This window comes from Nonomuraea angiospora, assembly GCF_014873145.1.
GTDB classification, from domain to species: domain Bacteria; phylum Actinomycetota; class Actinomycetes; order Streptosporangiales; family Streptosporangiaceae; genus Nonomuraea; species Nonomuraea angiospora.
Map to the genome: position 1 here is coordinate 5,241,097 of NZ_JADBEK010000001.1, position 25,447 is coordinate 5,266,543.

At 71.7% G+C, this 25,447-nt stretch carries 22 protein-coding genes; 11 read left to right on the top strand and 11 right to left on the bottom strand.

Annotation, left to right across the window (positions count from 1 at the left end):
• The first annotated feature begins 69 nt into the window (after nt 1-69).
• The 5 genes from H4W80_RS23645 (at nt 70) to H4W80_RS23665 (ending at nt 6,302) form a co-directional block, all read left to right on the top strand.
• Entirely contained in the window at nt 70-1,239 is a 1,170-nt protein-coding gene (locus H4W80_RS23645) for an MFS transporter (protein ID WP_318787022.1), read from the top strand.
• A complete protein-coding gene (locus tag H4W80_RS23650; protein WP_192787093.1) occupies nt 1,229-2,581 on the top strand; it encodes a M20/M25/M40 family metallo-hydrolase in 1,353 nt (450 codons plus the stop codon). The genes H4W80_RS23645 and H4W80_RS23650 overlap by 11 nt, the downstream gene beginning before the upstream one ends.
• Nucleotides 2,582-2,724: 143 nt before the next feature.
• Nucleotides 2,725-2,868 carry a hypothetical protein gene (locus H4W80_RS23655; protein ID WP_192787094.1) on the top strand — a complete coding sequence of 48 codons (144 nt, stop codon included), beginning with the start codon at nt 2,725-2,727 and terminating at the stop codon, nt 2,866-2,868.
• Between the two features lie 60 nt (nt 2,869-2,928).
• Complete coding sequence (locus tag H4W80_RS23660; protein ID WP_192787095.1) at nt 2,929-4,749, top strand: flavin-containing monooxygenase; 1,821 nt, start codon at nt 2,929-2,931, stop codon at nt 4,747-4,749.
• The gene (locus tag H4W80_RS23665; protein ID WP_192787096.1) at nt 4,746-6,302 is read left to right on the top strand and encodes an SMP-30/gluconolactonase/LRE family protein; all 1,557 of its coding nucleotides are present in this window, start codon (nt 4,746-4,748) and stop codon (nt 6,300-6,302) included. Before H4W80_RS23660 ends, H4W80_RS23665 begins: the two co-directional genes overlap by 4 nt.
• Nucleotides 6,303-6,448: 146 nt before the next feature.
• Here H4W80_RS23665 and H4W80_RS23670 read toward each other — a convergent pair whose 3' ends face one another.
• Entirely contained in the window at nt 6,449-6,928 is a 480-nt protein-coding gene (locus tag H4W80_RS23670) for a hypothetical protein (RefSeq protein WP_192787097.1), read from the bottom strand.
• Nucleotides 6,929-7,105: 177 nt separating this feature from the next.
• Between H4W80_RS23670 and H4W80_RS23675 the strand changes: the two genes are divergently transcribed.
• Nucleotides 7,106-8,782: a helix-turn-helix domain-containing protein gene (locus H4W80_RS23675; RefSeq protein WP_225963619.1), complete on the top strand. Its 1,677-nt coding sequence runs from the start codon at nt 7,106-7,108 to the stop codon at nt 8,780-8,782.
• A gap of 103 nt (nt 8,783-8,885) precedes the next feature.
• Nucleotides 8,886-9,566 carry a hypothetical protein gene (locus H4W80_RS23680; protein ID WP_192787098.1) on the top strand — a complete coding sequence of 227 codons (681 nt, stop codon included), beginning with the start codon at nt 8,886-8,888 and terminating at the stop codon, nt 9,564-9,566.
• A 182-nt stretch (nt 9,567-9,748) separates the two neighbouring features.
• On the opposite strand, the gene H4W80_RS23685 is transcribed toward H4W80_RS23680, so the two are convergent.
• Nucleotides 9,749-10,510 carry a TetR/AcrR family transcriptional regulator gene (locus tag H4W80_RS23685; RefSeq protein WP_192787099.1) on the bottom strand — a complete coding sequence of 254 codons (762 nt, stop codon included), beginning with the start codon at nt 10,508-10,510 and terminating at the stop codon, nt 9,749-9,751.
• A gap of 84 nt (nt 10,511-10,594) precedes the next feature.
• On the opposite strand from H4W80_RS23685, the gene H4W80_RS23690 reads away from it, so the two are divergent.
• Nucleotides 10,595-11,512 (top strand): NmrA family NAD(P)-binding protein, encoded by a 918-nt coding sequence (locus H4W80_RS23690; protein WP_192787100.1) that lies wholly within the window; start codon nt 10,595-10,597, stop codon nt 11,510-11,512.
• Between the two features lie 77 nt (nt 11,513-11,589).
• Here H4W80_RS23690 and H4W80_RS23695 read toward each other — a convergent pair whose 3' ends face one another.
• From H4W80_RS23695 to H4W80_RS23725, 7 genes are read right to left on the bottom strand one after another with little or no spacing between them, the layout of a single operon-like run.
• Entirely contained in the window at nt 11,590-12,363 is a 774-nt protein-coding gene (locus H4W80_RS23695) for an alpha/beta hydrolase (RefSeq protein WP_192787101.1), read from the bottom strand.
• Between the two features lies 1 nt (nt 12,364).
• Nucleotides 12,365-13,240 carry an ABC transporter ATP-binding protein gene (locus tag H4W80_RS23700; protein ID WP_192787102.1) on the bottom strand — a complete coding sequence of 292 codons (876 nt, stop codon included), beginning with the start codon at nt 13,238-13,240 and terminating at the stop codon, nt 12,365-12,367.
• Nucleotides 13,237-14,109: an ABC transporter ATP-binding protein gene (locus tag H4W80_RS23705; protein ID WP_192787103.1), complete on the bottom strand. Its 873-nt coding sequence runs from the start codon at nt 14,107-14,109 to the stop codon at nt 13,237-13,239. The genes H4W80_RS23700 and H4W80_RS23705 overlap by 4 nt, the downstream gene beginning before the upstream one ends.
• The gene (locus H4W80_RS23710; RefSeq protein WP_192787104.1) at nt 14,093-14,959 is read right to left on the bottom strand and encodes an ABC transporter permease; all 867 of its coding nucleotides are present in this window, start codon (nt 14,957-14,959) and stop codon (nt 14,093-14,095) included. The genes H4W80_RS23705 and H4W80_RS23710 overlap by 17 nt, the downstream gene beginning before the upstream one ends.
• Nucleotides 14,956-16,005, bottom strand: a complete 1,050-nt coding sequence (locus H4W80_RS23715; RefSeq protein ID WP_318787023.1) for an ABC transporter permease — start codon at nt 16,003-16,005, stop codon at nt 14,956-14,958. Before H4W80_RS23715 ends, H4W80_RS23710 begins: the two co-directional genes overlap by 4 nt.
• Nucleotides 16,002-17,534 carry an ABC transporter substrate-binding protein gene (locus tag H4W80_RS23720; RefSeq protein WP_192787105.1) on the bottom strand — a complete coding sequence of 511 codons (1,533 nt, stop codon included), beginning with the start codon at nt 17,532-17,534 and terminating at the stop codon, nt 16,002-16,004. Before H4W80_RS23720 ends, H4W80_RS23715 begins: the two co-directional genes overlap by 4 nt.
• On the bottom strand, nt 17,534-18,637 hold the full coding sequence (locus H4W80_RS23725; protein WP_192787106.1) for an LLM class flavin-dependent oxidoreductase: 1,104 nt from the start codon (nt 18,635-18,637) through the stop codon (nt 17,534-17,536). The genes H4W80_RS23720 and H4W80_RS23725 overlap by 1 nt, the downstream gene beginning before the upstream one ends.
• Before the next feature lie 324 nt (nt 18,638-18,961).
• Here H4W80_RS23725 and H4W80_RS23730 point away from each other — a divergent pair, with 324 nt between their 5' ends.
• Genes H4W80_RS23730 through H4W80_RS23740 form a run of 3 tightly spaced genes read left to right on the top strand, consistent with a single transcriptional unit; the run spans nt 18,962 to nt 21,983 of the window.
• Nucleotides 18,962-19,861 carry a LysR family transcriptional regulator gene (locus H4W80_RS23730; RefSeq protein ID WP_192787107.1) on the top strand — a complete coding sequence of 300 codons (900 nt, stop codon included), beginning with the start codon at nt 18,962-18,964 and terminating at the stop codon, nt 19,859-19,861.
• Nucleotides 19,861-20,373 (top strand): cupin domain-containing protein, encoded by a 513-nt coding sequence (locus H4W80_RS23735; protein ID WP_192787108.1) that lies wholly within the window; start codon nt 19,861-19,863, stop codon nt 20,371-20,373. Before H4W80_RS23730 ends, H4W80_RS23735 begins: the two co-directional genes overlap by 1 nt.
• Before the next feature lie 8 nt (nt 20,374-20,381).
• The gene (locus tag H4W80_RS23740) at nt 20,382-21,983 is read left to right on the top strand and encodes a rhodanese-like domain-containing protein (protein ID WP_192787109.1); all 1,602 of its coding nucleotides are present in this window, start codon (nt 20,382-20,384) and stop codon (nt 21,981-21,983) included.
• 75 nt (nt 21,984-22,058) lie between these two features.
• On the opposite strand, the gene H4W80_RS23745 is transcribed toward H4W80_RS23740, so the two are convergent.
• Complete coding sequence (locus tag H4W80_RS23745; protein WP_192787110.1) at nt 22,059-24,455, bottom strand: DUF4132 domain-containing protein; 2,397 nt, start codon at nt 24,453-24,455, stop codon at nt 22,059-22,061.
• 334 nt (nt 24,456-24,789) lie between these two features.
• A complete protein-coding gene (locus H4W80_RS23750; RefSeq protein ID WP_192787111.1) occupies nt 24,790-25,314 on the bottom strand; it encodes a DUF6461 domain-containing protein in 525 nt (174 codons plus the stop codon).
• Nucleotides 25,315-25,447: the final 133 nt, after the last annotated feature.

The window sequence follows — 25,447 nt, forward strand, 5'->3', positions numbered from 1 at the left end:
GACGACTAGGGAGGCCGGATAGGGCATTCGCCCGATGTGCCCGGCGGCCACTTCGGCGAGGCTGTCCCGGTGATCAGAACCGGTGCGCAACCGCTGCTCAGCCGTCCGATGGTCATCCTGGGGATGACCTCGCTCGCCGCGATGACGAGCTTCTATCTGCTTGTCCCGGTCGTGCCGCTGTACACGGCATCAGGCGGTACGGGGGACATGGGCGCCGGGCTGTCCACCGGCGTCACCATGCTGGCGACGGTGCTCATGGAGCTGGCCATGCCGGCGTTGCTGGCCCGGTACGGCTACCGAGCCGGCATGGCGCTGGGCGTCCTCCTCCTCGGCGTTCCCCCGGCCCTGCTGGCCGTGTCCGCCGCGTTGCCGATGGTGCTGGCCGTGAGCCTGGCGCGCGGGGCCGGCCTGGCCATCGTGGTCGTGGTGGGCCCCGCCATGGTGGCCGAGCTGGCTCCGGCCGAACGCCGGGGCGAGGCGCTGGGCGCGTACGGCGTGGCGGTCGGGATCCCCGCGATCCTGGGGCTGCCGACCGGCCTGTGGCTGGTTCCGCTCATCGGCTACGGGCCGGTCTTCCTCGCGGGGGCAGGGCTGGCGCTGCTCGCGCTCATCGGGACTCCCCTGCTGCCCGCGAGGACGCCGCCGGTCGAGCAGCAAGGGGACGTCTCCCACGCTCCGCGCCACGCCGGTCTCGCCCGACCCGCCGTCGTCTTCGCGGCGATCACGGTGGCGGCCGGTGTGCTGCTGACGTTCCTGCCGCTGGCCGTACCCGCCGGCTCGGCGGGGACGGCCGCGACGGCGCTGCTCGCGCACTCCTGCGCGATGCCGCTCGCGCGGTGGGTGGCCGGCCGCCACGGCGACCGCCACGGCCACTCCGCCCTGCTGGTGCCGGCCGTGCTCGCCGCGGTCGTCGGGATGGCCGGGATCGTCTGGCTCGGCAACCCTTACGCGGTGATCGCGGGGGCGGCGCTCTTCGGCGCCGGTTTCGGCGCCGCCCAGAACGTCACCCTGATGCTGATGCTCGCGCGGTCCTCCTCCTCGGCGTTCGGCCGGGTGAGCGCGTTGTGGAACCTCGCCTACGACGGCGGGATGGGGATCGGCGCCGTCGGGTTCGGCCTGCTGGCGGGGCCCGCGGGATATCCGGCGGGGTTCGCGTCGATCGCCGCGGTGCTGGCGCTCGCCCTTCTCCCGTCCTGGCTCGACCTCCGATCGGAAAGGAAAACCGTCAATGACCGATGACCTGCGGCGCGCGGTGCGAAAGGTGCTGCCGGGCGTACGGGCCGACCTCGAGGCCCTCATCCGCATCCCGTCCGTGAGCGCCGACCCGGCCGCGGCCGGGGAGCTGCGCCGGTGCGCGGAGCTGACGGCACAGCTCTTCAGGACCGGCGCCGCGCGGGAGGTGCGGATCCTGGACGACGTCCCCGGCGGCCCGCCCGTGGTCCTCGCCTCTTGCCCCGCACCGCCCGGCCGTCCCACCGTGCTGCTGTACGCCCACTACGACGTGCAGCCCGCCGGCGATCCGGCCCTGTGGTCGAGCGCGCCGTTCGAGCCGCGCGAAAGCGGTGGGCGCCTGTACGCCCGCGGGTCCGCCGACGACAAGGCGGGAATCGCCACCCACCTGGCCGCGCTGCGCGCGCACGGCGGGCGTCCGCCGGTCGGGGTCGTCGTCATCGTCGAAGGAGAGGAGGAGATCGGCTCCCCGACGCTCGGCGCCTTCCTCGATCGGCATCGCGACGAGCTCGCCGCCGACGTGATCGTGCTCGCCGACTCCGAGAACATCGAAGCGGGCGTTCCTTCGTTCACCACCACGTTGCGCGGCATGGCCAACTGCGTCGTCGAGGTGCGGACGCTGGCGCAGAGCGTGCATTCCGGCACGTACGGCGGGGCCGCCCCGGACGCGCTCACCACGCTGTGCCGCCTGCTCGCCACCCTCCACGACGAGGACGGCCACGTCGCGGTGGGCGGCCTGGTCACCGGCCGCCCGCCGGAGACCGGCTACCCCGCCGAACGCTACAGGGCCGAGGCGGGCGTGCTCGACGGCGTCAAGCTGCTCGGCTCGGGCGGCATCCCCGAACGGGTGTGGGCCGGGCCCGCGGCGACCGTCCTGGCCATCGACGCGCCCCGCGTGTCCGGAGCCGCCAACGCCCTCACCGCCTCCGCGCGGGCCAAGGTGAGCCTGCGCGTCGCGCCGGGCGACGACGCGGTACGCGCCCGCGCCGCGCTGGCCGGGCATCTGCGCGAGCACGCGCCCTGGGGCGCACAGGTCGAGGTCACCGAGGCGGAGATCGCGCAGCCGTACGCGGCCGACACGCGGAGCACGGCCTTCGACGCGGCCCGCCGCGCCTACCAGCGGGCCTACGGCGTCGACGTGGTCGATCTCGGAGGCGGCGGCGCCATCCCGTTCGTCGCGGAATTCGCCGCCGCGTACCCGGGGGCCGCCGTCCTCGTCACGAGCCCCGGAGGCGATCCGGCCGCCCGCGCCCACAGCACCGACGAGAACCTGCACCTGGCCGACTTCGAACGCGCCTGCCTCGCCGAGGCCCTCCTGCTCGCCGAACTCGCGGACCTGCCGGGCACATGACCCTTCGCATCACCAACCGGACAACAGTGTCCGCATGCTCGACATCGGCATGCCCCGAAGTCGACAACGATCAGTCAGGCGGGCTACATTGTTACCGGACAATGCTGTCCGGTTGTGATGCTCACTCCAGACGGGGGAGGACGTTGAGCGCTCTCGGCAACGAGGTCTGCCTGATCACGGGCGCGGGCCCCGGCATCGGCCGGGCGCCGGCGGTCGCCTTCGCCAAGGCCGGCGCCGGGCAGGGCGGCGCGCTCGTGCCGGTGGACGGCGGCCGGTCAGCGGCCTGACTCGGCACCTGGCCGAGAGCGCCCCGATCTCCCCCTGATCCCCGAATCGGAAAGGCACCCATGGAAGACTCTCCGACGCCGCCTGCCCGCCTCACCGTCGAGGACCTGGGCTTCGACCCGGACGTGCTGCGCGCGAGGTACCGCCACGAGCGCGACCGCCGGTTGCGGCCCGACGGCAACGCCCAGTACCAGGGCGCCCGTGGCGAGTTCGGCTACTACGCCGCCGACCCGTACACCGAACGCGCCGAGCGGGAACCGGTCCGCGACAAGGTCGAGGCGCTGGTGGTGGGCGGCGGCTTCGGCGGGCTGCTCACCGGCGCCAGGCTCCGCGAGGCCGGCGTGGACGGCATCCGGATGCTCGACGAGGCCGGCGACTTCGGCGGCACCTGGTACTGGAACCGCTACCCGGGCATCCACTGCGACATCGAATCCTCGGTCTACCTGCCGCTGCTCGAAGAGGCCGGCTACGTGCCCACCATGCGGTACGCGCCCGGCGAGGAGATCCGCCGGCACGCCGTCGCGATCGCCGAGCTCTACGACCTGTACCGCGACACGATGTTCCACACCCGCGTCACGGAGTTGCGCTGGGACGACGCCGCGGCCGAGTGGCAGGTGCGCACCGACCGCGGCGACGACTTCCGCGCCCGCTACGTCGTCATGTCCTCCGGCACCCTGACCCAGCCGAAGCTGCCCGGCATCCCCGGCATCGAGACGTTCCGCGGGCACACCTTCCACACCAGCCGCTGGGACTACGGCTACACCGGCGGCGACCAGAACGGCGGCCTGCACCGGCTCGCCGACAAGCGGGTCGCGGTCGTGGGCACCGGCGCCACCGGGATCCAGGTCATCCCGCACCTGGGGCGCGACTCACAGCACCTGTACGTCTTCCAGCGCACCCCCTCGACGGTCGACGTGCGCGACAACCGCCCCACCGACCCCGCCTGGGCCGCCTCGCTCAAGCCCGGCTGGCAGCAGGAGCGGATGGCGAACTTCCTCACCGTCGTCACCGGCGGGGCCGCCGAACAGGACCTGATCGACGACGGCTGGACCAGCACCGCACGGCTGCAACGCCACCTGCTGGCCGGCACCGTCGACACCGCCCTGTCGCCCGAGCAGCGCGAATACCTCGACGAGATCGCCGACTTCCAGAAGATGAACCAGATCCGCGCCCGCGTGGACGAGATCGTCGACGACCCGGCCACCGCGGAGCTGCTCAAGCCCTGGTACCGCTACATGTGCAAGCGGCCCACCTTCAGCGACCACTACCTTCAGACGTACAACCGGCCCAACGTCACCCTGGTCGACACCGCCGACCACGGCGGCATCACCGCGATGACCGAATCGGCGGTCGTGGTCGGCGAGCACGAGTACGAGGTCGACTGCGTCATCTTCGCCACCGGCTTCGAGGTCGGCGTCTCCGGCATCCTCTCCGGCGCCCTGCCGGTGTACGGCCGGGGCGGCGCGCCCCTGCTCGGCACCTGGCGGCAGGGCCCCCGCACGCTGCACGGCTTCTACAGCCACGGCTTCCCGAACCTGTTCCACCTGGGCCCGCTGCAGAACGCCTCCGCGGTCAACTTCGTCCACATCCTGCAGGAGCAGGCCACCCACATCGGCGCCGTGGTCGCCGAGGCCCGCCGGCGTGGCCTCGGTGTGGTCGAGCCGACCGAGGAGGCCGAGGACGCGTGGGTCGCCACCATCCGGGAGCTGGCGCCGGACAACAGGCGGTTCCAGGCCGAGTGCACGCCCGGCTACTACAACAACGAGGGCAAGCCCCGCCCGGTCAGCCAGACGTACGGGCCCGGCCCGGTCGCCTTCCACGACCTGCTGCGCCGCTGGCGTACCGAGGGCGGCATGGACGAGGTCCTGGCGGGCGACCGATGAACCGCCGCAAGGCCGAGCTGCTGGTCCGGGCGCGTCCGCTGTGGGGGTCGAACGGCATGGCCTTCGGGCCCGACGGGCGCCTGTACGTGGCCCAGTTCCTCGCCGGTCAGATCAGCGCCGTCGACCTGGCCACCGGCGACGTCGAGGTGGTCGTGCCACCGGACGGGCCGCTGCACTCCCCCGACGACCTCGCCTTCGACAGCGACGGCGCGATGTACGTGACCGACCTCGTGCCGGGCCGGGTGTGGCGGCGTGACCCGGCCGGGGACTTCACGCTCGTCACCGGCGAGATCACCGCGCCCAACGGCATCGCCTGCGTCGGCACCCGGGTGTTCGCCAACGAGATGATCCCGGGTGGACGCCTGCTGGAGCTGTCCCCGGCCGGCGACGAACCCACGGTGCTCACGGCGGGCCTCGCCATGGGCAACGCGATGCAGCTCGGCCCGGACGGGCGGCTCTACTACCCGCACATGCTCACCGGCGAGGTGTTTCGCATCCCGCTCGACGGCGGCGAGCCGGAGCTGGTGGCCGCGGACGTCCCGGACCCGGTCGCCGTGCGCTTCGACCGCGCCGGCGCCCTGCTGGTCCTCGCCCGCGGGGCGAGCGGGATCGTCACGCGCGTCGACCTGACCGGCACCGGCGACCGGTCGGAGATCGTCAGCGAGCTCAAGGCCCTGGACAACGCCGCCTTCGACGCCGACAACCGGATGTTCGTCTCCAGCTACGCGCATGGCGGCGTCGCCGAGCTCGCGTCCGACGGACGTACTCGCCAGATCGTGCCCTGCGGCCTCGCCGGCCCCTTCGGGGTGACCATCGATCTCGGCGGCGGCGTCCACGTGGCCGACCACTACCGTCTCGCCCGGCCCGCCGACCGGCCGGACGAAGACGTCACCACCACCGAGCTGCTGACCTTCGTGCACGGCATCGCCGCCGACGGCGACCTGCTCCACACCACCTCCCAGTACGGGCACGTACGCACCTACGACCGCCGCTCCGGCACGGTACGCACCCGGGCCGACGGCCTGGACCGGCCGCTGGGCATCGCCGTGCGCGCCGACGGCACCCTGCTGGTCGCCGAGTCCGGCGCCGGCCGCATCGTCGCCGTCGACCACGACGACCAGGTCAGCGTGCTGGCCGAGGGCCTCGGCCGCCCGGTCGGCGTGGCCGTCGACGCCGGCCAGTGCTGCTACGTCAGCGACGAGCAGCTCGCCGCGGTGTACCGCGTCGAGCACGGCGTGCCCGTCCTGCTCGCCGGCGGGCTCGGCACCCCGCAGGGCATCACCGTCCACGACGGCACCCTGTACGTCGTCGAGACCACCCACCGCCGCCTGCTCGCCATCGACCTCGCCACCGGCGACGTGGAGGTCGAAGCCGACTCGCTTCCGGTCGCGCCCGCGGCCGGCCTGACCGGCCCGGAACCCGGCCTGTTCATCCCGCCCGGCCTGCCCGGAATGCCGCGGCCGTTCGCCGGGATCGCGGCCACGGCGGACGGCTCCCTGATCATCGCCGCGAACGGCGACGGCAGCGTCCTGCTCCTGCACCCCGAAGGCTGATGTCACGGCGGTGGGGCGTGCCGCCTGCCGGCGGCACGCCCCATGCGCGGGCTACCCGTCAGCGGACGATGCCCTGGGTATCGATGCGGTCGCCGTCCCAGTCGCCGGTGATGGGCAGGTCGGCGGCGTCGCCGGCCGGTCCGGTCTCAGCAGGACTGGCTGCGGACGTGGGCGTCCTGATGGGTGGAGATCTTCATCCAGTACCCGGCGGGCAGGCTGAAGTCCTTCCACACCCAAACGCCAGGAGGTGTCCACGTGGCGATCCTTCCCGAGGCTTTGCACGCCACGTAGAAGCCATCCCAGTCCTGGTCCCTCGGTGTTTCCTCCCCCGGTGCCAGACGGCGCCACTTGGAGCTCGACTCGGGGCCGTCGGCGGTGAAGTTCCTGATCGCCCACACATCGCGGCTGCTCTCGTTCATGACCGAGCCGCAGATGTTCCCGACGCAGCCACCTTGCACCTCGACGTCACCGTCCGGACTCGCGGAGCCGATGGAGGCGTCCTGCGGAGGCGCAGGGTCGGCGTGGGCCGGTAGCGTCCCCATTGGCCAGACAATTAACGCGGCAATTCCCGCCGCGACGACGGACGCTCGCGCCGATACGGAAGTCGCCGTTCTGCTTTTGCGCATCTTGAGCCACTCCTTTGAGGTCATGGACAGTCGGGTCACTTTTCAAGACTGCCGAGGAGGTCGCCCGTCCGGCGACCTTCTCCTCGCAAGTTGGGACGGCTGGGAAACGACGCATGCTGTGAGCTGCGGGAACCGGTGTATCGCGGGAAAGATCTTCAATTGCTATCGTGATGGGACATGCCATCGTGGGAGCTGGAGAAGCTCATGGCCGGAGTGTCGCACCAGGATGAGTTGGGGCAGCTCTTACGAGAGATCAAAGAGCGCAGTGGCCGCAGTTATGAGTGGATCGGCAAACGCATAAACGCCAGCAAATCAACGGTTCATCGATATTGCTCCGGCCAGAGCATTCCGCCGAATTTCGCCACCGTCGAGCTGATCGCGACGGCGTGCCGGGCCGATCGGGACGAACTGGTTCGTCTCCATCGCCTGTGGATAGAGGCCATCGCCACCGCGGCACCGGAGAAGGCCGGCGATTCACCGCCGGACACGGGATCCGCCCCGGACACGCCACGCGAGCCGGCTCATTCCGGCTCGACGCCAAGCCGAGGAAGCCGGCATGCGGTTGTGCTGATGAGTGTGGGGCTGCTCATCTCGTGTCTCCTGGTGCTGACGGCGAGCTCTTCTCCGCTCACCTCGACGGCCTCCCGTGGTCAGGTGCAGCGAATAACGGGCCCGAGTTGGGTGCTGCCACCGGCCCCTGTGCCCAGAACCCTGTTCGGGGTCACCGTCAACAGCGCCACCGGTGCCATGCCGTCATTCAAGGTGGGCGCCGTACGGCTGTGGGACAGCGCGACCCGGTGGTCGCAGATCGAGCGGCGGCGAGGGGAGCTCGACTGGTCGACGCTCGACCGCCAGGTGGCCGGTGCGCGGCGGGCGGGACTGCCGGTGCTGTTCGTGTTCGGAGGCACGCCCGCCTGGGCCAGCCCGAACGGCTCGCGCGCACCCTACCCCGAGGGCGCCCGCGCCGCCCCTCCGGATGACCTCGCCGACTGGGACGCCTTCGTCAGCGCGACGGGCGACCGCTACGCCGGGCGGATCGAAGCGTACGAACTGTGGGCGCTGGGCAACGACCACCGGTTCTACACCGGAGACGTTGAAACGCTGGTGGAGATGACGCGGCGGGCGAGTCGGATCATCAAGGCCGCCGACCCGCAGGCCACCGTGGTATGCCCAGGTATGGGCAGGTTATGGACGCACGCAGGCCGGGACGCGATGCGGCGCTTCGCCGAACTCGGCGGCTACGCCCATTGCGACGTGGCCGGCATCAAGCTGTACCAGCGCACCGCTTCCGATCCTCCGGAGACCATGCTGGAACTGGCGACCACCGTCAACCGGGTGCTCCACGGGGCAGGAGTTCACCCGCCCGTGTGGAGCACGGGCACCAGCTACACGATCACGCTGCAGGATCCGCTCGACGCCGTCACCGCCCGCGACTACGCCGTCCGCTACTTCCTCGCCGGCCTCTACTTGCGCGACCTGAACCTCGAACGGATGTACTTCTACAACTGGGGCGGCGCGAAGATCCCCCTCGTCCTCCAGGTCGAGGGCGGCGCGCCGACCGCGGCGGCGCTGGCCGTAGAGCGCCTGCAACACTGGCTCGCTCCCGCCCGCAGCCGGTCGTGCGGCCAGGGGGGCGCCATCGGCCTTCCGCACAACGTCTGGCGGTGCGAATTCACGATCTCGGGCGACCGTGAATCGCATCTGGCCGCCATCATCTGGACGAGCACGGGTACGGCGCGGATCACATCTCGCGGGGAGGGCGAGGCACACCGGCTCGACGGGACGTCACGGCGCGTGCGCCCCGGGGACGCCATCGCCGTGGGCGAGGATCCGCTTTTCGTCGAGTACGGGTAGAGGTGTGTATCGCCCTCCCCCGCTCGCTCAAGGCGTGGCGGCGCGACCTTGTACCGCGTCCATGACCATTGTTCGCCAAGGAAAACAGCGGCAATCTGATGAAGTGCTGACATCTCCGTCTTCTGAGGGTGACCCCGAGCTCGGCGATCAGAACCGGCCGCCGGCCAAGACGCTCTTCGCATGGGGATTGGACCTCGTCAAGGGGTTCGCCGCCGGTGCCGGCGTCGTCCTCGCCGTCCTGTTCGGGTGGGCGATCGTCGTGGGCTTCATCCTCGGGATCATCGGCGCGCTGCTCGGCATGGACGCCAACAGCCCCGAGCTGGACAAGCTCTTCGACGACTACTTCGAGCTGGTGTACTACGGCCTGCCGGGTCTCGCGGTCGTGGTCGGGGGCGGCGGCTGGGGCATACTGCGCCTGCTGGAGAGGCGCGAGGAGCGGGCGGAACGGCACACGATCGTGCTGGAGACCAGGGCCAAGGCCGTCCAGGACGTGGTGCGCGAATCGGCGAGCGTGTCGCAGGACCTCGACCAGGAGATCGCCGAGAAGCTCGCCCGGCTCAACGAGCTCAACGCCCGTCTCGAAGAGCTGCGTAAGGAAGTCCTGCTGACGGAGGAGCAGACCAGGATGGTGGACGTCGTCATCGGCAGGCACCTGGTCGGCCAGGCCAGGGCGCAGCTCGTGCAGCAGGTGGTCTTCCTGGTCCTGGCCTTCCTGCTCGGCTTCGTCGTCAACTGGCTGTCCACACCGGCGCTCGACACGCTGAAGGGCTGGTGGACCACCTGAGGCCGCCACGGCGATCGCCCTGACCACCGCCGCCACCTTCGCCGCCCAGCCGGCCACCGCCGCGAGCCAGGCCGCCGCCGTCTGCCCGGCCGGTTACCTGTGCCTGCAGCCGAGCGTGTCGTCGGCCAGAACCGTGCTCGTCAAGCAGGGCGACAGCCGGTCCTTCTCCGGCGGGCTGCAGGTCAGCCAGGTGTCCAACCAGACCGGCGCCGGTGAGCCCGCTGGCGGCACGTCGGACTGCAGTAGCGGGGTGGCCGCCCGGTAGCCCGCTCCGGCAGCGGCGTCCCGCATTCCCCGCAGTGCCGCGGAGCGGAGGTTTCGTGACGTGACGGCGAGGACGCGTCACGAAACGACTCGGGTTTCGTGACGGTGCGGGCACGCAACCCGTCCACCAGCAACCGCACCAGCCGGGCGCCGCGGGCCTGGTCCCGGTGCGCGGCACGCAGGGCGGCGCCGCCGACGACGAGCGCCGACAGATCGTCCACCCGTACGTCCGCGCGGATCACGCCTGCCTGTCTCGCGTCGTGCAGCAGGCGCTCCAGGGCCTCGTGGAAGCGCCGTGCCGCGGCGGCCAGCACGGCGCGCGGCCAGCTCCGGTCACCGGTGAGCGCGTCGCACACGTGCTGGCGGCCCGCCGACTTCTCGATCACTTCGAGCAGGAAGCCGAACAGCGCGTCACCGGGAGCGGCGCGGGCGCGCCAGCGATCGGTGGCGGCCACCAGAGCGTCGAGGTGTTCGGCGAGCACCGCCTCGAGCAGGATGTCCTTGCTCGGGAAGTGCCTGTAGACCGTGCCGGCGCCGACCCCGGCGCGCTGCGCGATCCGGCCGAGGGACGCCTCGGGCCCCTCCTCGGCGAACACCCGCATCGCCGTGCGCAGCACGAGCTCCCGGTTGCGGCGGGCATCAACGCGCCCGGCGGGCGCTGCGAGCGGGGCTGCTGTCATGTCACGAAATCCTTGTCTGCGGCGGCGAAACGGGTGGAGCATTCCGGGACCGAGCCAGTATCTCCCACATCTCCGGAGGGCACCATGACCACCGCCACACCAGCCGGCGCCGACGCTCCGATCCTCATCACCGGCGCCACCGGCAAACAGGGCGGCGCCACCGCCCGCCGGCTGCTCGCCGGAGGCCGCAAGGTCCGCGCGCTGGTGCGCGACCCGGCCGCGCCGGCCGCCGCCGAGCTGGCCGCCGCGGGCGCCCAGCTCGTGCGCGGCGACTTCGACGATCCGGCGAGCCTGCCACCCGCGCTCGACGGCGCCGCCGCCGTGTTCGGCGTGCCACCGGTGGCCTACGGGCCGGCCGGACCGCAGACGGAGCTCGAGGTGGCCCGTGGCCGGGCGTTGATCGACGCCGCGGCCAGGGCGGGGATCGAGCAGGTCGTGTTCAGCACCGTCGCCTCCCTTTCGGGCGCGTCGCGGTGGTCGGAAAGCAAAGTGCTGATCGAGGAGTACCTGCGCGACCACGTGGCGCTGCCCACCGTGCTGCGCCCGGTCCGGTTCATGACGAACTATCTCGGCATCAGCGTCGTCCGCATCGACGGCATCTCCCCTGATGGCGTGCACCGGCACCTCTTCCCGCCGCACGAGCCCATGCAGGTCATCGCGCTGGAGGACATCGCCGAGTTCGCCGCGCTCGCGTTCGCGGACCCCGCCCGGTTCGCCGGACGCACCTTGGAACTGGCCGGCGACGAACCGACCCCGGTCGAGGCCGCCGCCGCGATCGCTGCGGCCACCGGCCTCCCGATCCGGTACGAGCAGCTCACCGACGACGAGACCGCCCGGCTCGGCCCGGAGATCGCCGAGACCAAGAAGCGCTGGGAGGCCGGTCAGCGCTGGCACGCCGACATCGAGGCATTGCGAGTCATCCACCCTGGTCTGCGCACCCTCGCCGACTGGCTCGCCGAATCCGGCGCCGCCGCCGTCCGCGCCCACGTCACCACCGCATGACGGTCACCGACGCCGTGCTCCCCGCGATCGGCGACCTGGTGGCGCGGACCCGGTGACCCCGGCGTGCCGCCGCGGGGTCACCAGGCGCTCGTCTCCACGGTGACGGCCGGAATCAGCTCGTTGCGCAGTGCTTCCAGGAACGTGACGATCTCGGCGGCGACCGAGCGGTGCTGCAGGTCGTTGAGCACATCGTGGTGGGCGCCGCGCACGACGGTGAGCCGTGCCCTCGGCAGCGACTTGGCCGCCCGCGCGATCACGTCACGGTCCGCCAGCGGATCGGCGTCCCCGACCAGCAGCAGTTGCGGGATCTCGGCGGCGCTCTCGTATGCCGCGTCCAGCAGGCCCTGGGGCACGGCGCCGGCCAGCGCGCCGCGCTCCACGGCCGCGTCACCGGTCAGGACGCCGCGGTGCGTAGGGCAGTGGGTCCGGATGTCCAGCTCGTCCTCCCACTTGCCTGCGGCCCGCGAGCCCTGGCCGGGCAGGCCGGCGAGCACGGCCGCCTGCGGCCACCAGGCCGTGGCGGAGAAGGGGCCGGCGAGCAGGGCGGCCAGCCCGGCGGCGCCCAGGTCGGAGCCCACCAGCACCAGCGGACGCGGCAGCCCGTCCGGCGCCTCGGCCGCGATGCCGTCGACGGCCTCCGACAGCCGCCGGGCGAGGGCGTCCAGGAAGGGCGCGACGGCGGCCGGGTCAGCGGCCGGCAGGTCCACGACCCGCACCCGGTACGCGTCATAGGCGAGCCGCGAGCCGAAGCGCGCGTAGGTCGCGCGGGTCTCGCCGCGGCCCGGCACGACGATGACCGTTCCTCTGGTCCGCAGCCCGTCGGGGGCGTGGTAGTCGCCGCTGTGCGTCATTTCATGCTCCAGTGATCTGAGGGTGGTCAGCGAAGGCGGTGGAGGTGAGGCCGCGCACCTCGTCGCGCAGGGCCCGCCGCAGTTCGGGGTCCGGCGGCTCCTCGTCCCGGATCGACGGCACGGACGTCACGAGCAGGCGGGTGTAGGGGTGCCGCGGGGCCAGGAAGATCTCCTCCGTGGTGCCCGTCTCCACCACCTGCCCGTGGTAGAGCACGACGACGCGGTCCGCCACGCCGCCGAGCGAGCCGAGGTCGTGCGTGATCAGCAGTACGCCGATGTCACGCGTCTCGCGCAGGCGCAGCAGGAGTTCGAGGATCGTGATGCGCGTCGAGGCGTCGAGGGCGCTGACCGGCTCGTCGCAGATCAGCAGCCGCGGGTCGACCGCGATCGCGCGCGCGATCGCGACCCGCTGCCGCTGGCCGCCTGAGAGCTCGCCGGGGTGCTTGAGCAGCAGGTCGGGCGGCAGAGAGACGAGCCGCGCGACGTTCTGCGCGGCCTCCCGCAACTCGGCGCGACCGTGCCCGCCGCGCACGACGAGACCCTCGACCAGCGTGTCGAGCACGGTGCGTTCGGGGTCGAGGCTGCGCAGCGGGTCCTGGAAGACGTACTGCACGGCGCCGCCGCGGCGGAACGCCCGCAGCGCACGGCCGCGCAGCCCGCCGACCTCGCGCCCGTCGATCGCGACGGTGCCGCTCTGCGCCTGCACCAGGCCGAGCACGGCGCGGGCGAGCGTGGTCTTCCCCGAGCCGGTCTCGCCGATCAGCCCGACGATCTCACCTGGCGCCACGGTGAGGTCGACGCCGTGCAGGATCTCCGTGCGCCTGCGGCCGCGGCCGAGTGCGACGTGCAGCTCGGAGACGTCGAGCAGCGCGGTCATCGCCGGCTCCGCTGTTCGCGCGCCCGGTCGATCCCGAAGCGCTCGTGGTTCTCGATCAGTTCACGCGTGTACGGATGACGCGGCGCGCGCAGCACCCGCCGGGTAGGCCCCGCCTCGACGATGCCGCCGTCGCGGAACACGTGGACCGTGTCGCACATCTGCGAGATCACGGCCAGGTCATGGGAGACGACGATGAGGGTGAGCCCCCTGTCGCGGCGCAGTTCGGACAGCAGTTCCAGCACCTCGGCCTGCACGGTCACGTCGAGAGCCGTGGTCGCCTCGTCGGCGATCAGCAGCTCGGGGTCGGCGGTGATCGACATCGCGATCAGCACCCGCTGCAGCATCCCGCCCGACAGCTCGAAGGGATACTGCGAGTAGACGTGCTCGGGCCGGCGCAGCCCCATGGCGTGCAGCAGCTCGACGGCCCGCGATCGCGCCGCCCGGCGGGCCAGCCCGACCTTGACGCGGAGCACCTCGGCGAGCTGCGCCCCGACGGTGATCGACGGGTTCAGGTACGAGGCGGGGTCCTGGAACACCGCCGCGAGATCGGTGCCGCGCAGGCGCGCCCTCTCGGAGGCCGGCAACGCGGTCAGCTCCACGCCCCTCAGGTCGATCTCGCCCCCGGTGACCTGGACGCCGGCGGGCAGCAGCCCCAGGACGGCACGGCAGGTCAGTGTCTTGCCGCTGCCGGACTCGCCGACCAGCCCGACGGCCGAGCCGCGGGGGACGTCGAGATCCACGCCGTGCACGACCTCGGAGCCGTCGGCGACGCTCACGCGCAGCCCGCGTACGGACAGCAGCGTCTCCCGGCCGGGCTCGCCCGCGGCATCCGTGCGAACCGCCGTCGCGGAGTCAGGTGAGACGGACACGGCGCGCTCCTCTTCTCATCAGCGTTCGTGCCCGCCCGCGATCGCCGCCGGTGTCCCTGATCGCGTCGGCGAGCAGGTTGAGTGCGCCGACGGTCGCCATGATGAACAGGGAGGGGAACACCGGCCCGTACGGCCTCTGCGTCAGGTAGCCGAGGTCACTCGCGACGATGCCGCCCCAGGTGGGCTCGGGCGGCACGACGCCGATGCCGAGGAAGGTCAGCGACGAGACGATCAGGAGGCCGCCGGCGGTGGCGTTCGCGGTGGTCACGACGAGCGTCGGCAGGATCTTCGACCACACGTGCGTCCGCAGCACCCGCCACGTCGAGGCCCCGAACAGCTGCGCGGCGGTCACGTACTGCGCGTTCGCGTGGCTGAGGGCGGCGGCCCGGGTGATGCGGTAGAACGACGGCGCGAGCAGGATGCCGACGGCGATCATCGCCTGGTGGACGGCGTTGCCGAGCAGCGCGGCCACCGCGATGGCGAAGATCAGGAAGGGCAGCGCGATGAGCCCGTCCATGACCCGCAGGGTGATCCACTCGTAGACGCGCCCGAGGTACACGGAGGTGATGCCGGGCACGACGCCGATGACGAGACCGATGCCGACGGCCTCGAAGGCGGTGAGCACCGACCGCGGTGCGCCGGCCAGGACCCGGCTCAGCACGTCGCGGCCGAGATAGTCGGTGCCGAACCAGTGCGCCGCGCCCGGCGGCCGGAGGATGTCGGCGCTGTTCTTCAGCGGGTCGTACGGCGCGAGGAAGGGGCCGACCACCGCGAGGAGGAGCACGGCCGCCAGCACGATCGCCGCGACGGCGCCCGCCCGGGTGCGCAGGGCGCCGGTGATGGTCCTCATATCTCCCTCCGGGCGGCGGGGCGCAGCTTGACCAGCAGGACGTTGACGAGCGCGGACGAGATCAGCACGACGCCGATCGTCACGAGCAGGGCTCCTTGCACGACGGGCACGTCTCCCCCGAGCGCCGCGGTCTTGGTGAGCTCGCCGATGCCCGGCAGCGCGAACACGGTCTCGACGATGACGGCTCCGCCGATGAGCCGTGGCACATGCATGCCGAGCACGGCGACCGCGGGGCCGGCGCCGTTGCGGAGCGCGTGGACGAGAACGATGCGCCACCCCGGCAGGCCCCGTACCTGCGCCCCCACGATGTAGTTCTCGTGCAGCGTGTCGGCCAGCCCGGTCCGCAACTGGCGGGCGACGTCCGCCGCGGCGTCCAGGCTCAGCGACACGCTCGGCAGCAGGAGGAAGCTCGCCCAGGTCAACAGCCCGGCGGACGGGGGCACCCAGCCGCCCGAGGGCAGCACCGGCACGAGCAGCGAGAACACCGTGATGAGGGCGATCGCGGCGACGAATCCGGGGACGGTCGCCAGCACGGAGGTGACGACCGTGACGGTGCGGTCCAGCCAGCCGCCCTGCCTGACGGCGGCGAGGATGCCGAAGACGCCACCGAGCACGACGGCGATGAGCAGTGCCCCGGCGGCCACGGACAAGCTCACCGGCAACCGCTCGGCGATGCTCTGCGCCACGGGGATCTTCGTGAACCATGAGGAGCCGAGGTCGCCGTGCAGGGCGTCCCACAGCCACAGCACGTAGCGCAGCAGCAGCGGCCGGTCGAGCCCGAAGACCTCGCGCATCCTCGCCACGTCGGCGGGAGTGGCGGAGTCGCCGAGCACGACCGAAGCGGGGTCCTGGTCCGTCAGCCCTCCGAGCATGAAGGTGATGAAGGTCGAGACGAGCAGCACGGGGACCGCGATCAGCAGGGCCCGGCCGAGGGCGGCGGCGGTCCGTACGAGGGCTGTCAGCACGGGCCCGGACGAGGCGGAGCCCGCTGCCGTGGTGGTGCCTGCCACCCGGCCGGCCGCGTCACGCAGGTTCAACGTGGTCACTTGTCTACCCAGACGCCCTCGAAGCGCTGGATGTCCACCCAGTTCTGCAGGCCGTGCACCTTGGGGCTGTGCGCCGCGAAGCGCGTCACCGTGAACAGGAACACGTTCGGCATGTTCGTCACCGCGATCTTGGTGGCGTCCTGGATCGCCGCCGGGTAGGCGGGATCGGTCAGGGGGTACCCGCTCGTCTTCGCGACCGCCGCGGGCAGCGCCGCGGGGCTGGTCTTGCCGAGGTTCATCAGCCCCTGCGGTCCGAACAGCACCTGAAGCGCCTGCACCGGCGACTGGCGGGCGTTGAACTGGTCGAGCACGAACGGGTACCTGCGCGTGATGTAGTTGTTGACGCCCGGCGTCTGAACGGTGAGCGTCGTGCGGATGCCGGCGGCGTTCAGCTGCTGCTGGATCAGTTCACCGACCGGGTCATCCGCTTTGCCCAGCGCGAGCTGGACATCGACGCCGTCCGGGTATCCCGCCTCGGCCAGCAGCCGCTTCGCCTTGGCCACGTCGTGCGGGTAGAGGTTGTCGAGCTCCGGGTTGTGGGCGACGTAGCCCTTGGGGAACGGCTGCCAGACCGGCTGGCCGTACCCGAAGTTGGCCGTTTCGACCAGCGCCTGCCGGTCGATCGCCGTACTGATCGCCTGGACGACCTTGGGGTTGTCGAACGGCTTCACGGTGTTGTTCACGTCGAGGACGCGGACCGGCAGCACATCGGTCGTCTCGACCGGAAATCCGGCGGCCTTGACCCCGCTGACCTGTGATGCGGTGAGGTCGGCGATGTCGTACTGACCGGACTGGAGGCCCGCGACGGCGACGGACGGGTCAGGCGTCGGCTTGAGGACGAAGTTCGTGACGAGGATCTTGTCCGCGTTCCAGAAGCTCGGGTTCTTCACCAGCGTCGCCTGCGAGCCGGGCACATAACTCTTCAGGATGAAAGGTCCGGCGCCGACCGGCTGGGTGGCCAGCTTCGTGGCGTCCTTCGCCGCCGCCGGGCTGACGATCTGGCCGGTCTTGCCTGACAGCAGCAACGGGATCTGATAGTCCACCTGGGCGAGATGCAGCGTCACGTCGGTGGCGCTGTCGGCGGTGACGCTCTCGACGGTGGCCAGCTGCGGCGCGATCGTCGACTCCTTCGCGGTCTTGCCGCGCTCCAGGCTCGCCTTGACGGCGGCCGCGTCGAGCTTCGTGCCGTCGGAGAAGGTCAGACCCGGCCGCAGGTGGAAGGTGACCGAGCGGCCGTCCTTGGCGTACGTCCACGACCGCGCGAGGCCGGGCTGGGCCTCGCCCTTGGCGTTCACCTCGGTGACCCCCTCATAGACGAGAGTCAGCGCGTGGACGTCGTTGCCGACCGCGGAGGTCACCGGGTCCCAGGTCGACGGCAGCGACCATCCCCAGGTCAGGGTGTCGCCGCGCTGGCCGGCGGAGGACACGGCGACGCCGTCGCTGACGGATGCCCGGGAGGCGCAGCCTGCGAGCACGAGCGCCACCACGCCGGCGATGCCGGCGGCCTTGAAGGCCTTTCCCACGCTCATCACCTCGGCCCCGCGGCGATGAGGGCTTCCTGGCGGGCGGCCGCGCCGGCGCGCAGCAGCGGGACGAGCTCCTTGCCCCAGTCGCGCACGTCCTGCAGCGGGTCGAAGCCGCGGATCAGGAAGTTGCGGATGCCGAGGTCGTAGTACTTCAGCAGGGCGCCGACGACCTGCTGGGGCGTGCCGACCAGAGCGGTGGAGTTGCCGCCGCCGTCGGTCAGCTGAGTGACGCCGAACCAGAGCCGCTCATCGTGCACGAGCTTCTCGTCCGCCTCGTCCTTCAGCCGCTTCGCACCGACGGCGCTGTTCTCGCCGCGCCCGATCCGCCACGTCCCACCACCGTTCTGGGCGAGGTTGTCCTCGAAGGCGCGGCGGATAGCGTCGGCCTTCTCCCAGGCCGCGTCCTCCGTTTCGGCCACGATCGGGCGTACGGACAGGGAGAAGCCGATCTGGCGGCCGTGCTGCGCGGCCTCGGCGCGGATCAGTTCGATGCGGTCGCGCGTCTGCGCCAAGGGCTCACCCCACAGGGCGTAGACATCGGCCCAGCGGCCGCCCACCCGGATCGCGTCGTCGGACTGCCCGCCGAAGAAGATCGGCACCTGCCCATGAGGCTTGACCGAGCTGAACGCGCCCTCGAAGCGGTAGAACTCTCCCTCGTGGTCGAAGGGCTCGTCGGAGGTGAGGGTGCGCCTCAGTACGTCGATGAACTCCGCGGTGCGCCGGTAGCGCGCCTCCTTGCTCTCGAAATCTCCGTCGCGCCGCTGGTCGGCGTCGCTGCCGCCGGTGATGTGGTGGATCGCGACACGGCCCGCGCCGGTGAGGTTGTCCAGCGTCGCCAGCTTCCGCGCGGTCAGGGTGGGCTGGATGAATCCGGGCCGCTGGGCGATGAGCACTCCCAGGCGCTCGGTGTTGTAGAGCACGTGGGCGGCTGCGGCGAAGCCTTCGGGCGAACTGGCGCTGTGGGCGACGAGCGCGCGGTCGAAACCGGCCTCCTCGTGAGCGCGGGCGAAGTCGGCAAGGTAGCCGGGATCGACGACCGGCCCCCGCCAACCGGCGCTTTCCGAGCCGTAGGCGGTCGAAACCATCCCCAGGATCTGGATCGACAAGGTGCGAACCTTTCAAACGTGTGGACTGAGCCGTCCGGAACGGCGAGCTTGATGGGTCAGTGGGCTGATGCCGCTTTCAGGAGGGCGCGGAGGGCACACCGCCGACGACGGTGACGGCCAGATCAGCAAGGGAGTACGGCGCGACGGTGTGGGCGTCACTTCGCTATCGGCATCGGGTCCGGATCGCGCCGGCTGACTGGTTCACACTGGTTAGCCTGCGGCGTTGCCCGCCGGACTGTCCAACGACGCTTTCTAATCACGACCCATCACGTCACGCGATAAATACCCTTACAGCAGGTAGGAATAATAGGTATACTTCCGGGCATGAACCGTACGCTGGACATCGCTCCGTTGCGCAGCTTCGTCGCTGTCGCCGACGCCGGCGGCTTCCAGCGCGCCGCCGATGCCCTGCATCTCAGCCAGGGGGCGGTGAGCCAGCACGTCCGCCGGCTGGAGTCCGCGATCGGCCGCCCGCTGGTGGAGCGGCGCGGTCGCGGTTCCCGGTTCACCGCCGACGGCGAGAAGCTGCTGAGCCTGGCGCGAGGCATCCTGGCGCTTCATGACGAGGGACTGCGGAGCTTCGGCGACGAGGCCCGCGGGCCGATCGTCATCGGCTCGACCGAGCATGCGGCGGCCCAGTTGCTGCCGCATCTGGCGACCACCCTCGACGGGTCGGCACCCCGCTACGGCGTCAAGTTCAGGATCGACCGCGGGACCAAACTTCGCGAGAGCTTCGCGACCGGACGCATCGATCTGGCCCTGCTCATCGGCCCCGCCGACGACCCGCGCGCCACGCCGGTCGGCGACCTGGCCCTCACCTGGTACTCCGCTCCCGGATGGACGCGACCGAGGCGGGGCGATCCGCTCCCTGTCGTCGCCTTCGACAATCCCTGCGCACTTCGCGATCGTGCCCTCGCGACCCTGTCGCACCACTCGATCCCGGTCGCCATCGCCGCGGAGGCCAACCAACTGGCCGGCGTGCAGGCCGCCGTCAGCGCCGGTGCGGGCGTGGCGCTGCTGGCGACCCTCGGACAGACCCCGGAGGGCCTCGTGCCCCGCGACGATCTGCCGAGGCCGAAGCCTCTGCCGCTGGCGCTGTGGACTCGTCAGGGTGTCGCGCCGGCGGTCGCCGAGCGCGCGTCGGATGCGCTGCGCCGCCTTCTGACGACCCCGGTCCTGACCGAGGTGCCACCGCACGACTTCGTCCTCGCCAAAGGAGCCTGATGCCTGTCCAGCCGTCCGACGCAACCGGCGGGGGCCTTGCACGCACGCCCAGCGGCGTCCTCGTGCCCGCCGGCATCGACCCGTTCCATCGGACCCTGCACCATGTCGCCCCGAGCGGCCTGATCGGCCAGACCTCGCAGACCTCGGGGATGAAGCGGCTCGAGGCCATCAGCGGCAAGACGGTCGGTGCCGAGAACCTCTGGATGGGCCAGACCCACGTCGCCGCGTCAACGGCGTCGGGCAACCACCACCACGGGGCATCCGAGACCGCGATCTACGTCGTGTCCGGGCATCCCGCCTTCGTGTTCCTGGACGTGGAGGGCGACGAACCGGTGGAACACCGGATCCAGACCAGCCCCGGCGACTACATCTTCGTGCCGCCGTTCGTCCCGCACCGCGAGGAGAACCCCGACCCGGAGACCGAAGCCGTCGTCGTCATCGCCCGCACGACCCAGGAAGCGATAGTCGTGAACCTCGACGGGCTCGACTGGTCCGAAGTCAGGATCCGCTGAGCCGGCCGATGCGGACTCAGCCGACGGAAGCCACCGGCATCCCGGCCGCGCAGGTGCGCGCGCTGCTGCTGCGCCGCGACGAGGTCGTCATCGCCGACGTACGCGAGGAGGCCGTGTACGCGCAGGGACACCCGCTGTGGGCCGCCAGCTTCCCCCTCTCCCGGCTGGAGCCGGACGCCTGGCGGCGCATCCCCCGCCGGGACACCCCCATCGTCGTCTACGGCGACGCGGACGCGCCCGCGCAGCAGGCGATCGACGTCCTGCGGCAGCTCGGCTACTCCCGGGCGCACGCGCTGCTGGGCGGGCTCGACGGCTGGATCGCCGCCGGCGGCGAGCTCTTCCAGGACGTCAACGTGCCCAGCAAGGCGTTCGGCGAGCTGGTCGAGTCGATCAACCAGACACCTTCCCTGACCGCACAGCACGTGCGCGCACTCATCGACTCCGGCAAGCCTCCCGTCATCGTCGACGCGCGCCGCTTCGACGAGTTCCACACCATGAGCATCCCCACCGCCACCAGCATGCCCGGCGCGGAGCTGGTACTGCGCGTACGCGAGCTCGCCCCCGACCCCGCCACCCCCGTCGTCGTGAACTGCGCCGGGCGCACCCGCAGCATCATCGGCGCCCAGTCCCTGATCAACGCCGGCCTGCCCAACCCCGTGGCGGCGCTACGCAACGGCACCATCGGCTGGACCCTCGCCGGGCAGCGACTCGACCACGGAGCGACCAGAACGGCGCCACGCACCGTGACGGAGTCACATCATGCCCTCGCCCTCGCCGGCGCCCGCGCCATCGGCAGGCGCGCCGGCGTCAGGTTCATCCGCCCGGCCGACCTGCCCGGCCTGCACCGCCCCGACCGCACCACCTACGTCTTCGACGTCCGCTCAGCGGCCGAGTTCGCCGGCGGACACCTCGACGGCTCCCGCCATGCCCCCGGCGGGCAGCTCGTCCAGGAGACCGACCACTACGCGCCGGTGCGCGGCGCCCGGATCGTCCTCGTCGACGACGACGGGGTCCGCGCCGCGATGACCGGATCGTGGCTCGCCCAGATGGGCTGGGAGACCTGGGCGATCAGCCCCGCCGCCCCCGAGGACCTCACCCGGCAAGGCGAGGAGCCCGATCCCCTCCCGGAGCCGCCCCAGGTCGACACCGTCGACGCCGCGACCCTGCGCACCTGGCTGGGCGCCCGCCAGACCTCCACGGTCGTCATCGACGTCGCGCCCAGCCGCGACTACGCCGCCGGGCACATCCCCGGCGCCTGGTACGCCGCCCGGGCGCGACTACCCGCCGCGCTCGGCGCGATCGGCCCCGCGACCCGGTTCGTCGTCACCTCACCGACCGGCGTGCAGGCGCGCTTCGCCGCGGCGGACCTACGCCGGCTCACCCCCACGCCGGTGTTCGGCCTGGACGGCGGCACGGCGGCCTGGCGCACCGCCGCACCGCTGGAATCGGACCCGGCGCGCTACGCGGTCGCTCCGGCCGACCGGTACCGGCGCCCGTACGAGGGCACCGACAACGCCCGGACGGCCATGGAGGCGTACCTCGCGTGGGAGTTCGGCCTGGTCGAGCAGCTCGAGCGGGACGGCACCCACCACTTCCGGGTGCTCCGGTGAGCCAGGCGCCAGGAACGACCGCTTCCTCGACGAGGACCGGCTCCGCACGCCCGGTCGCGCCTATGGACACCCGTACTAGGTGGCGACGAGCTGGCGGGTGATGCTGGGATCGCTGATCTTGGTGTCGTCCGCCAGCAGGAACGCCTTCGACAGGATGACCGACAACATTCCGCCGTCCTCCTCGAACGGCAGGAACACCGAGGCGGCGGAACGGTCGCGGCCGGGGACGATGCACAGGTAGGCGTCGTTCGGCTCCATCAGGATGTTGCCCGACCCCAGATGGATCCGATAGGTACGCAGTTGCCCGCGCACGCGCAGGAACCGGTCGGTCAGCTCCACCCGGTCGGCGATCTTCAGCCGGGGCAGCAGCCGGGCCAGCGCGTCACGCCGCGTGCGAGCGGTCTCGCTCAGCTCGCCGAACCCGTACGACTGCCAGTAGCCGTCGTGCCCGGCCGCCGCCTGCTGGTCGAGCCCCAGGGACCCGACCCCCACGGCGAGGTCGGCGTCGCGCAGCAGCTCCGACAGCACCAGCGGCGGCACTTCGGTGAGCGGCGCGTCGCCGGGAAGATCCGCGTGGCGGAACCGGATCGCGTCGGTGGCGGCGCAGGAGGCCGTGCCCCAGTCGTCCTGGTGGGGGTCGGAGGCGACCTGCATGCCCCAGCTCGCCTGCCAGCCGGCGAGCGTCTTGACGGCCGCTCCTATGTCGCCATCGCACTCGTAGTCCCAGTGACCGATCGACAGCCCGCTCCAGCCGCGCTGCTCCAGCAGCGCCTTGGCCTGCCCGTAGCGCACGACGTGTCCCTTGAAACGGTCGGAGTGGGTGCGGGTGCGCTCCTCGGCCGGGGTGAGCAGGTAGACCTCGCGGAACGCCTGCTTGAACGGCTGCCTGATCCCCCGATCCAGCAGGTGGTCGCGCCAGCCGCGCACCCCCTCGGCGCTCTCCTGGATGGGGTGCCACAACCGGACGGGCGTGTCGGCGCCCGGACGCACGGATCCGCCGCTCGCGCCGGCCAGTGCCCAGCCGCCGCCGTTCCTGACCGGCAGCCCGGCGAACCCGTCGGGCAGCCGCCAGATGAGGGCACGGGTGTAGGGGCCGGTGACCGGATGGTCGAAGAAGTACTGCTCGACCTCCTGCCAGGACAGCTCGCGTTCGACGATGAGCATCTGCTCCAGGCGCAGCCGCTCGGCGGCCTGCGTGCGTTTGAGGTCTTTCAGCGTGGCCTTGAGATCGGCGAGCACGGGATCCTTGCGGATGGACTGGGGCGCCGACTTGACGGCGCGCCCGGACGCGTTGACGAACCGCAGCACCGGCCCGTCCACGTCGAGCCGGACGACACAGTCGCCGACCTGCTCCTCCCGGATCCCGTCGGGGCCGAGCCCGAAGGCCGGGACCGTCCGGTCGACGAGCTGCTCGTGGCTCAGCCCCTCTTGTACGGCCACCGCGTCGAGGGCATCGGACGCCTTCGCCAGCAGGGCCGGCCTGCGCAGCCTGGCTCGCACGCGCGCGAGCACGCCCACCGTGTCGAGGCCGCCCCGCCTGGCCAGCACGTTCAGTGCGGCGTTGGCCAGTCTCTCGTTGCGGCAGACGGCAGCGCCGCCGGTGCCGTTGCGCCCGATGCCGCAGTTGATGGCGACGTCGCCGAGCAGCGTGGACACCCAGGGCGCGTCGATCACCTCACAGGTCCACAACATGCCGCGCAGCGGGAGGACGGTGTGGCGGGCGAGGAAGACCCTGCCGCCGGGCTCGCGGCTCTCGCGATGGGTGGCCAGGCGGGAGAGGATCTCGCGCAGCACCGCCACGCCGTCGTCGGTGAGCAGCGCGCGGACCTTGGCGAGCCAGGCTTCGCTGGGCCTGTTGGCCTTGGCCTTGCGCCAGTGTTTCAGCAGGGGCAGCACGGCGGGGTGAGCCAGCCGGGCGGCGTACTTCCCTGCCATGGCACGGGCGATGGGGTCGCCGTCCCAGACCAGGCTGCGCACGACCCCGGCCGGCCCGTGCTCCGGGGGCTCGGTCAGGACGCGCTCCAGGTCCTTGCGTAACGCGGCCCGGCCGGGGCTGCGGTGGGCCGGGTGCCACGGCGGCGCTTCATCAAGGATCTGACGGCGCTCGGGGTATCCGAGCGTCGCGATGGCGGCCAGCGGAATCCGGTACAGCTCCGCGTGTCCGGTGTGACCGCAACTCGACAGCGCGTCGGCGATCTCCCACAGGACGCGCGTGTCCTCGAACGTCCAGGGGATGTCGCCATCGGCCACCTCACGCACCAGCCGGAGCACCTCCTCGGGGTGCTCGTGGCCGCCCTTGTCGCCCAGGCTGAGCCGCAGTTGCGCCCACATGCCGAACGCCCTGAGCCCGGCCTCGTCGGCGCCGGGCCGCCCGCCCGCGTCGTACCGGGCGAACAGCTCACGCGGCAGCCCCTCCATGCGGTGGTTGAGCAGGTAGCCCTGGGACCGGGGAAAGGTGTCGAGGACGCCCATGTCAGCCTCCGGCCCGCGGCATGAGGCGGACGAGCGCGCGCGCCGGGCTCGCGTCGGGCCGGGCGGGAAGGGCGATCTCAACTGAGCACCTGGCTGTGGCGCTCGCGTCTCTGAAGGTGGCCGTGGCCATGGGGGGAGCTCCAGCGTCGTCGGTCGGTCAACGTGACGAGCCATAGTTATCAACGGGCACCGACAATCCCGGGGGCGGGCGCGAGCCGAGGCGGTGCGGTGCGCCGCCAGGATGAGCGCCTTCGACGGCGCCCTCGCCAGAACGGGCGCATCAGAGGCACCCGTTGCCGGCGCCGTCACCGCGACGCCCACTGGGTCGGAACCTTCAGTCGATCGACCCGACGACGGGCTCCGCCGCATAGTGAGCCGGTGTCAGGGTGACCCCGGTGGCCTCTGCAGCCAGCGCAAAGGCGAGAGCGATGGAAGTCCGCCCGTCGGCCTCTCCGTCCAGCGGCATGCCCAGCTCTCGCATATGGGCCAGCAGGCGGTCAGGATCGCTGCCGTTCCGATCGCCGGGGAAGAACGGCTCGAATTCCGTGACCACCACCCCGTCGACGGAGTAGACGAAGTGCTCGTCCATGGTGACGCCCGTGATGACCCTTGCCATCTCCGTACCCTGGGAGAGGGTCTCCGGGAGCGGCTGGCAATGGTAGTCGATCAGGACCGTTCCTCCGTCTCCCGCGTAGGCGGCAATGCCCACTTCTCGGGAGGTGTCACCGGGAGTGGCGCCGATCCGGTGACATGCCTCCTCAGGAGACAGGCCCCGCACGAACGTCACGCCGATCAGGTCGCTCTCTTTCTGATACTCCTCGAAGAACCAGGCGTAACCCATCGGCGATGCGCTGCCCACTGCCGATCCCCCTCCGCACCTGCCTGGATGATGATCCCTTTCGGGGGACAGGCTATGGGCAGCAGCCGGATGCGCCGCCCACTACTGAGGAGCGGGCACCGATGAATTCCGGGCGGCAGAGTCGTCTTAAGCA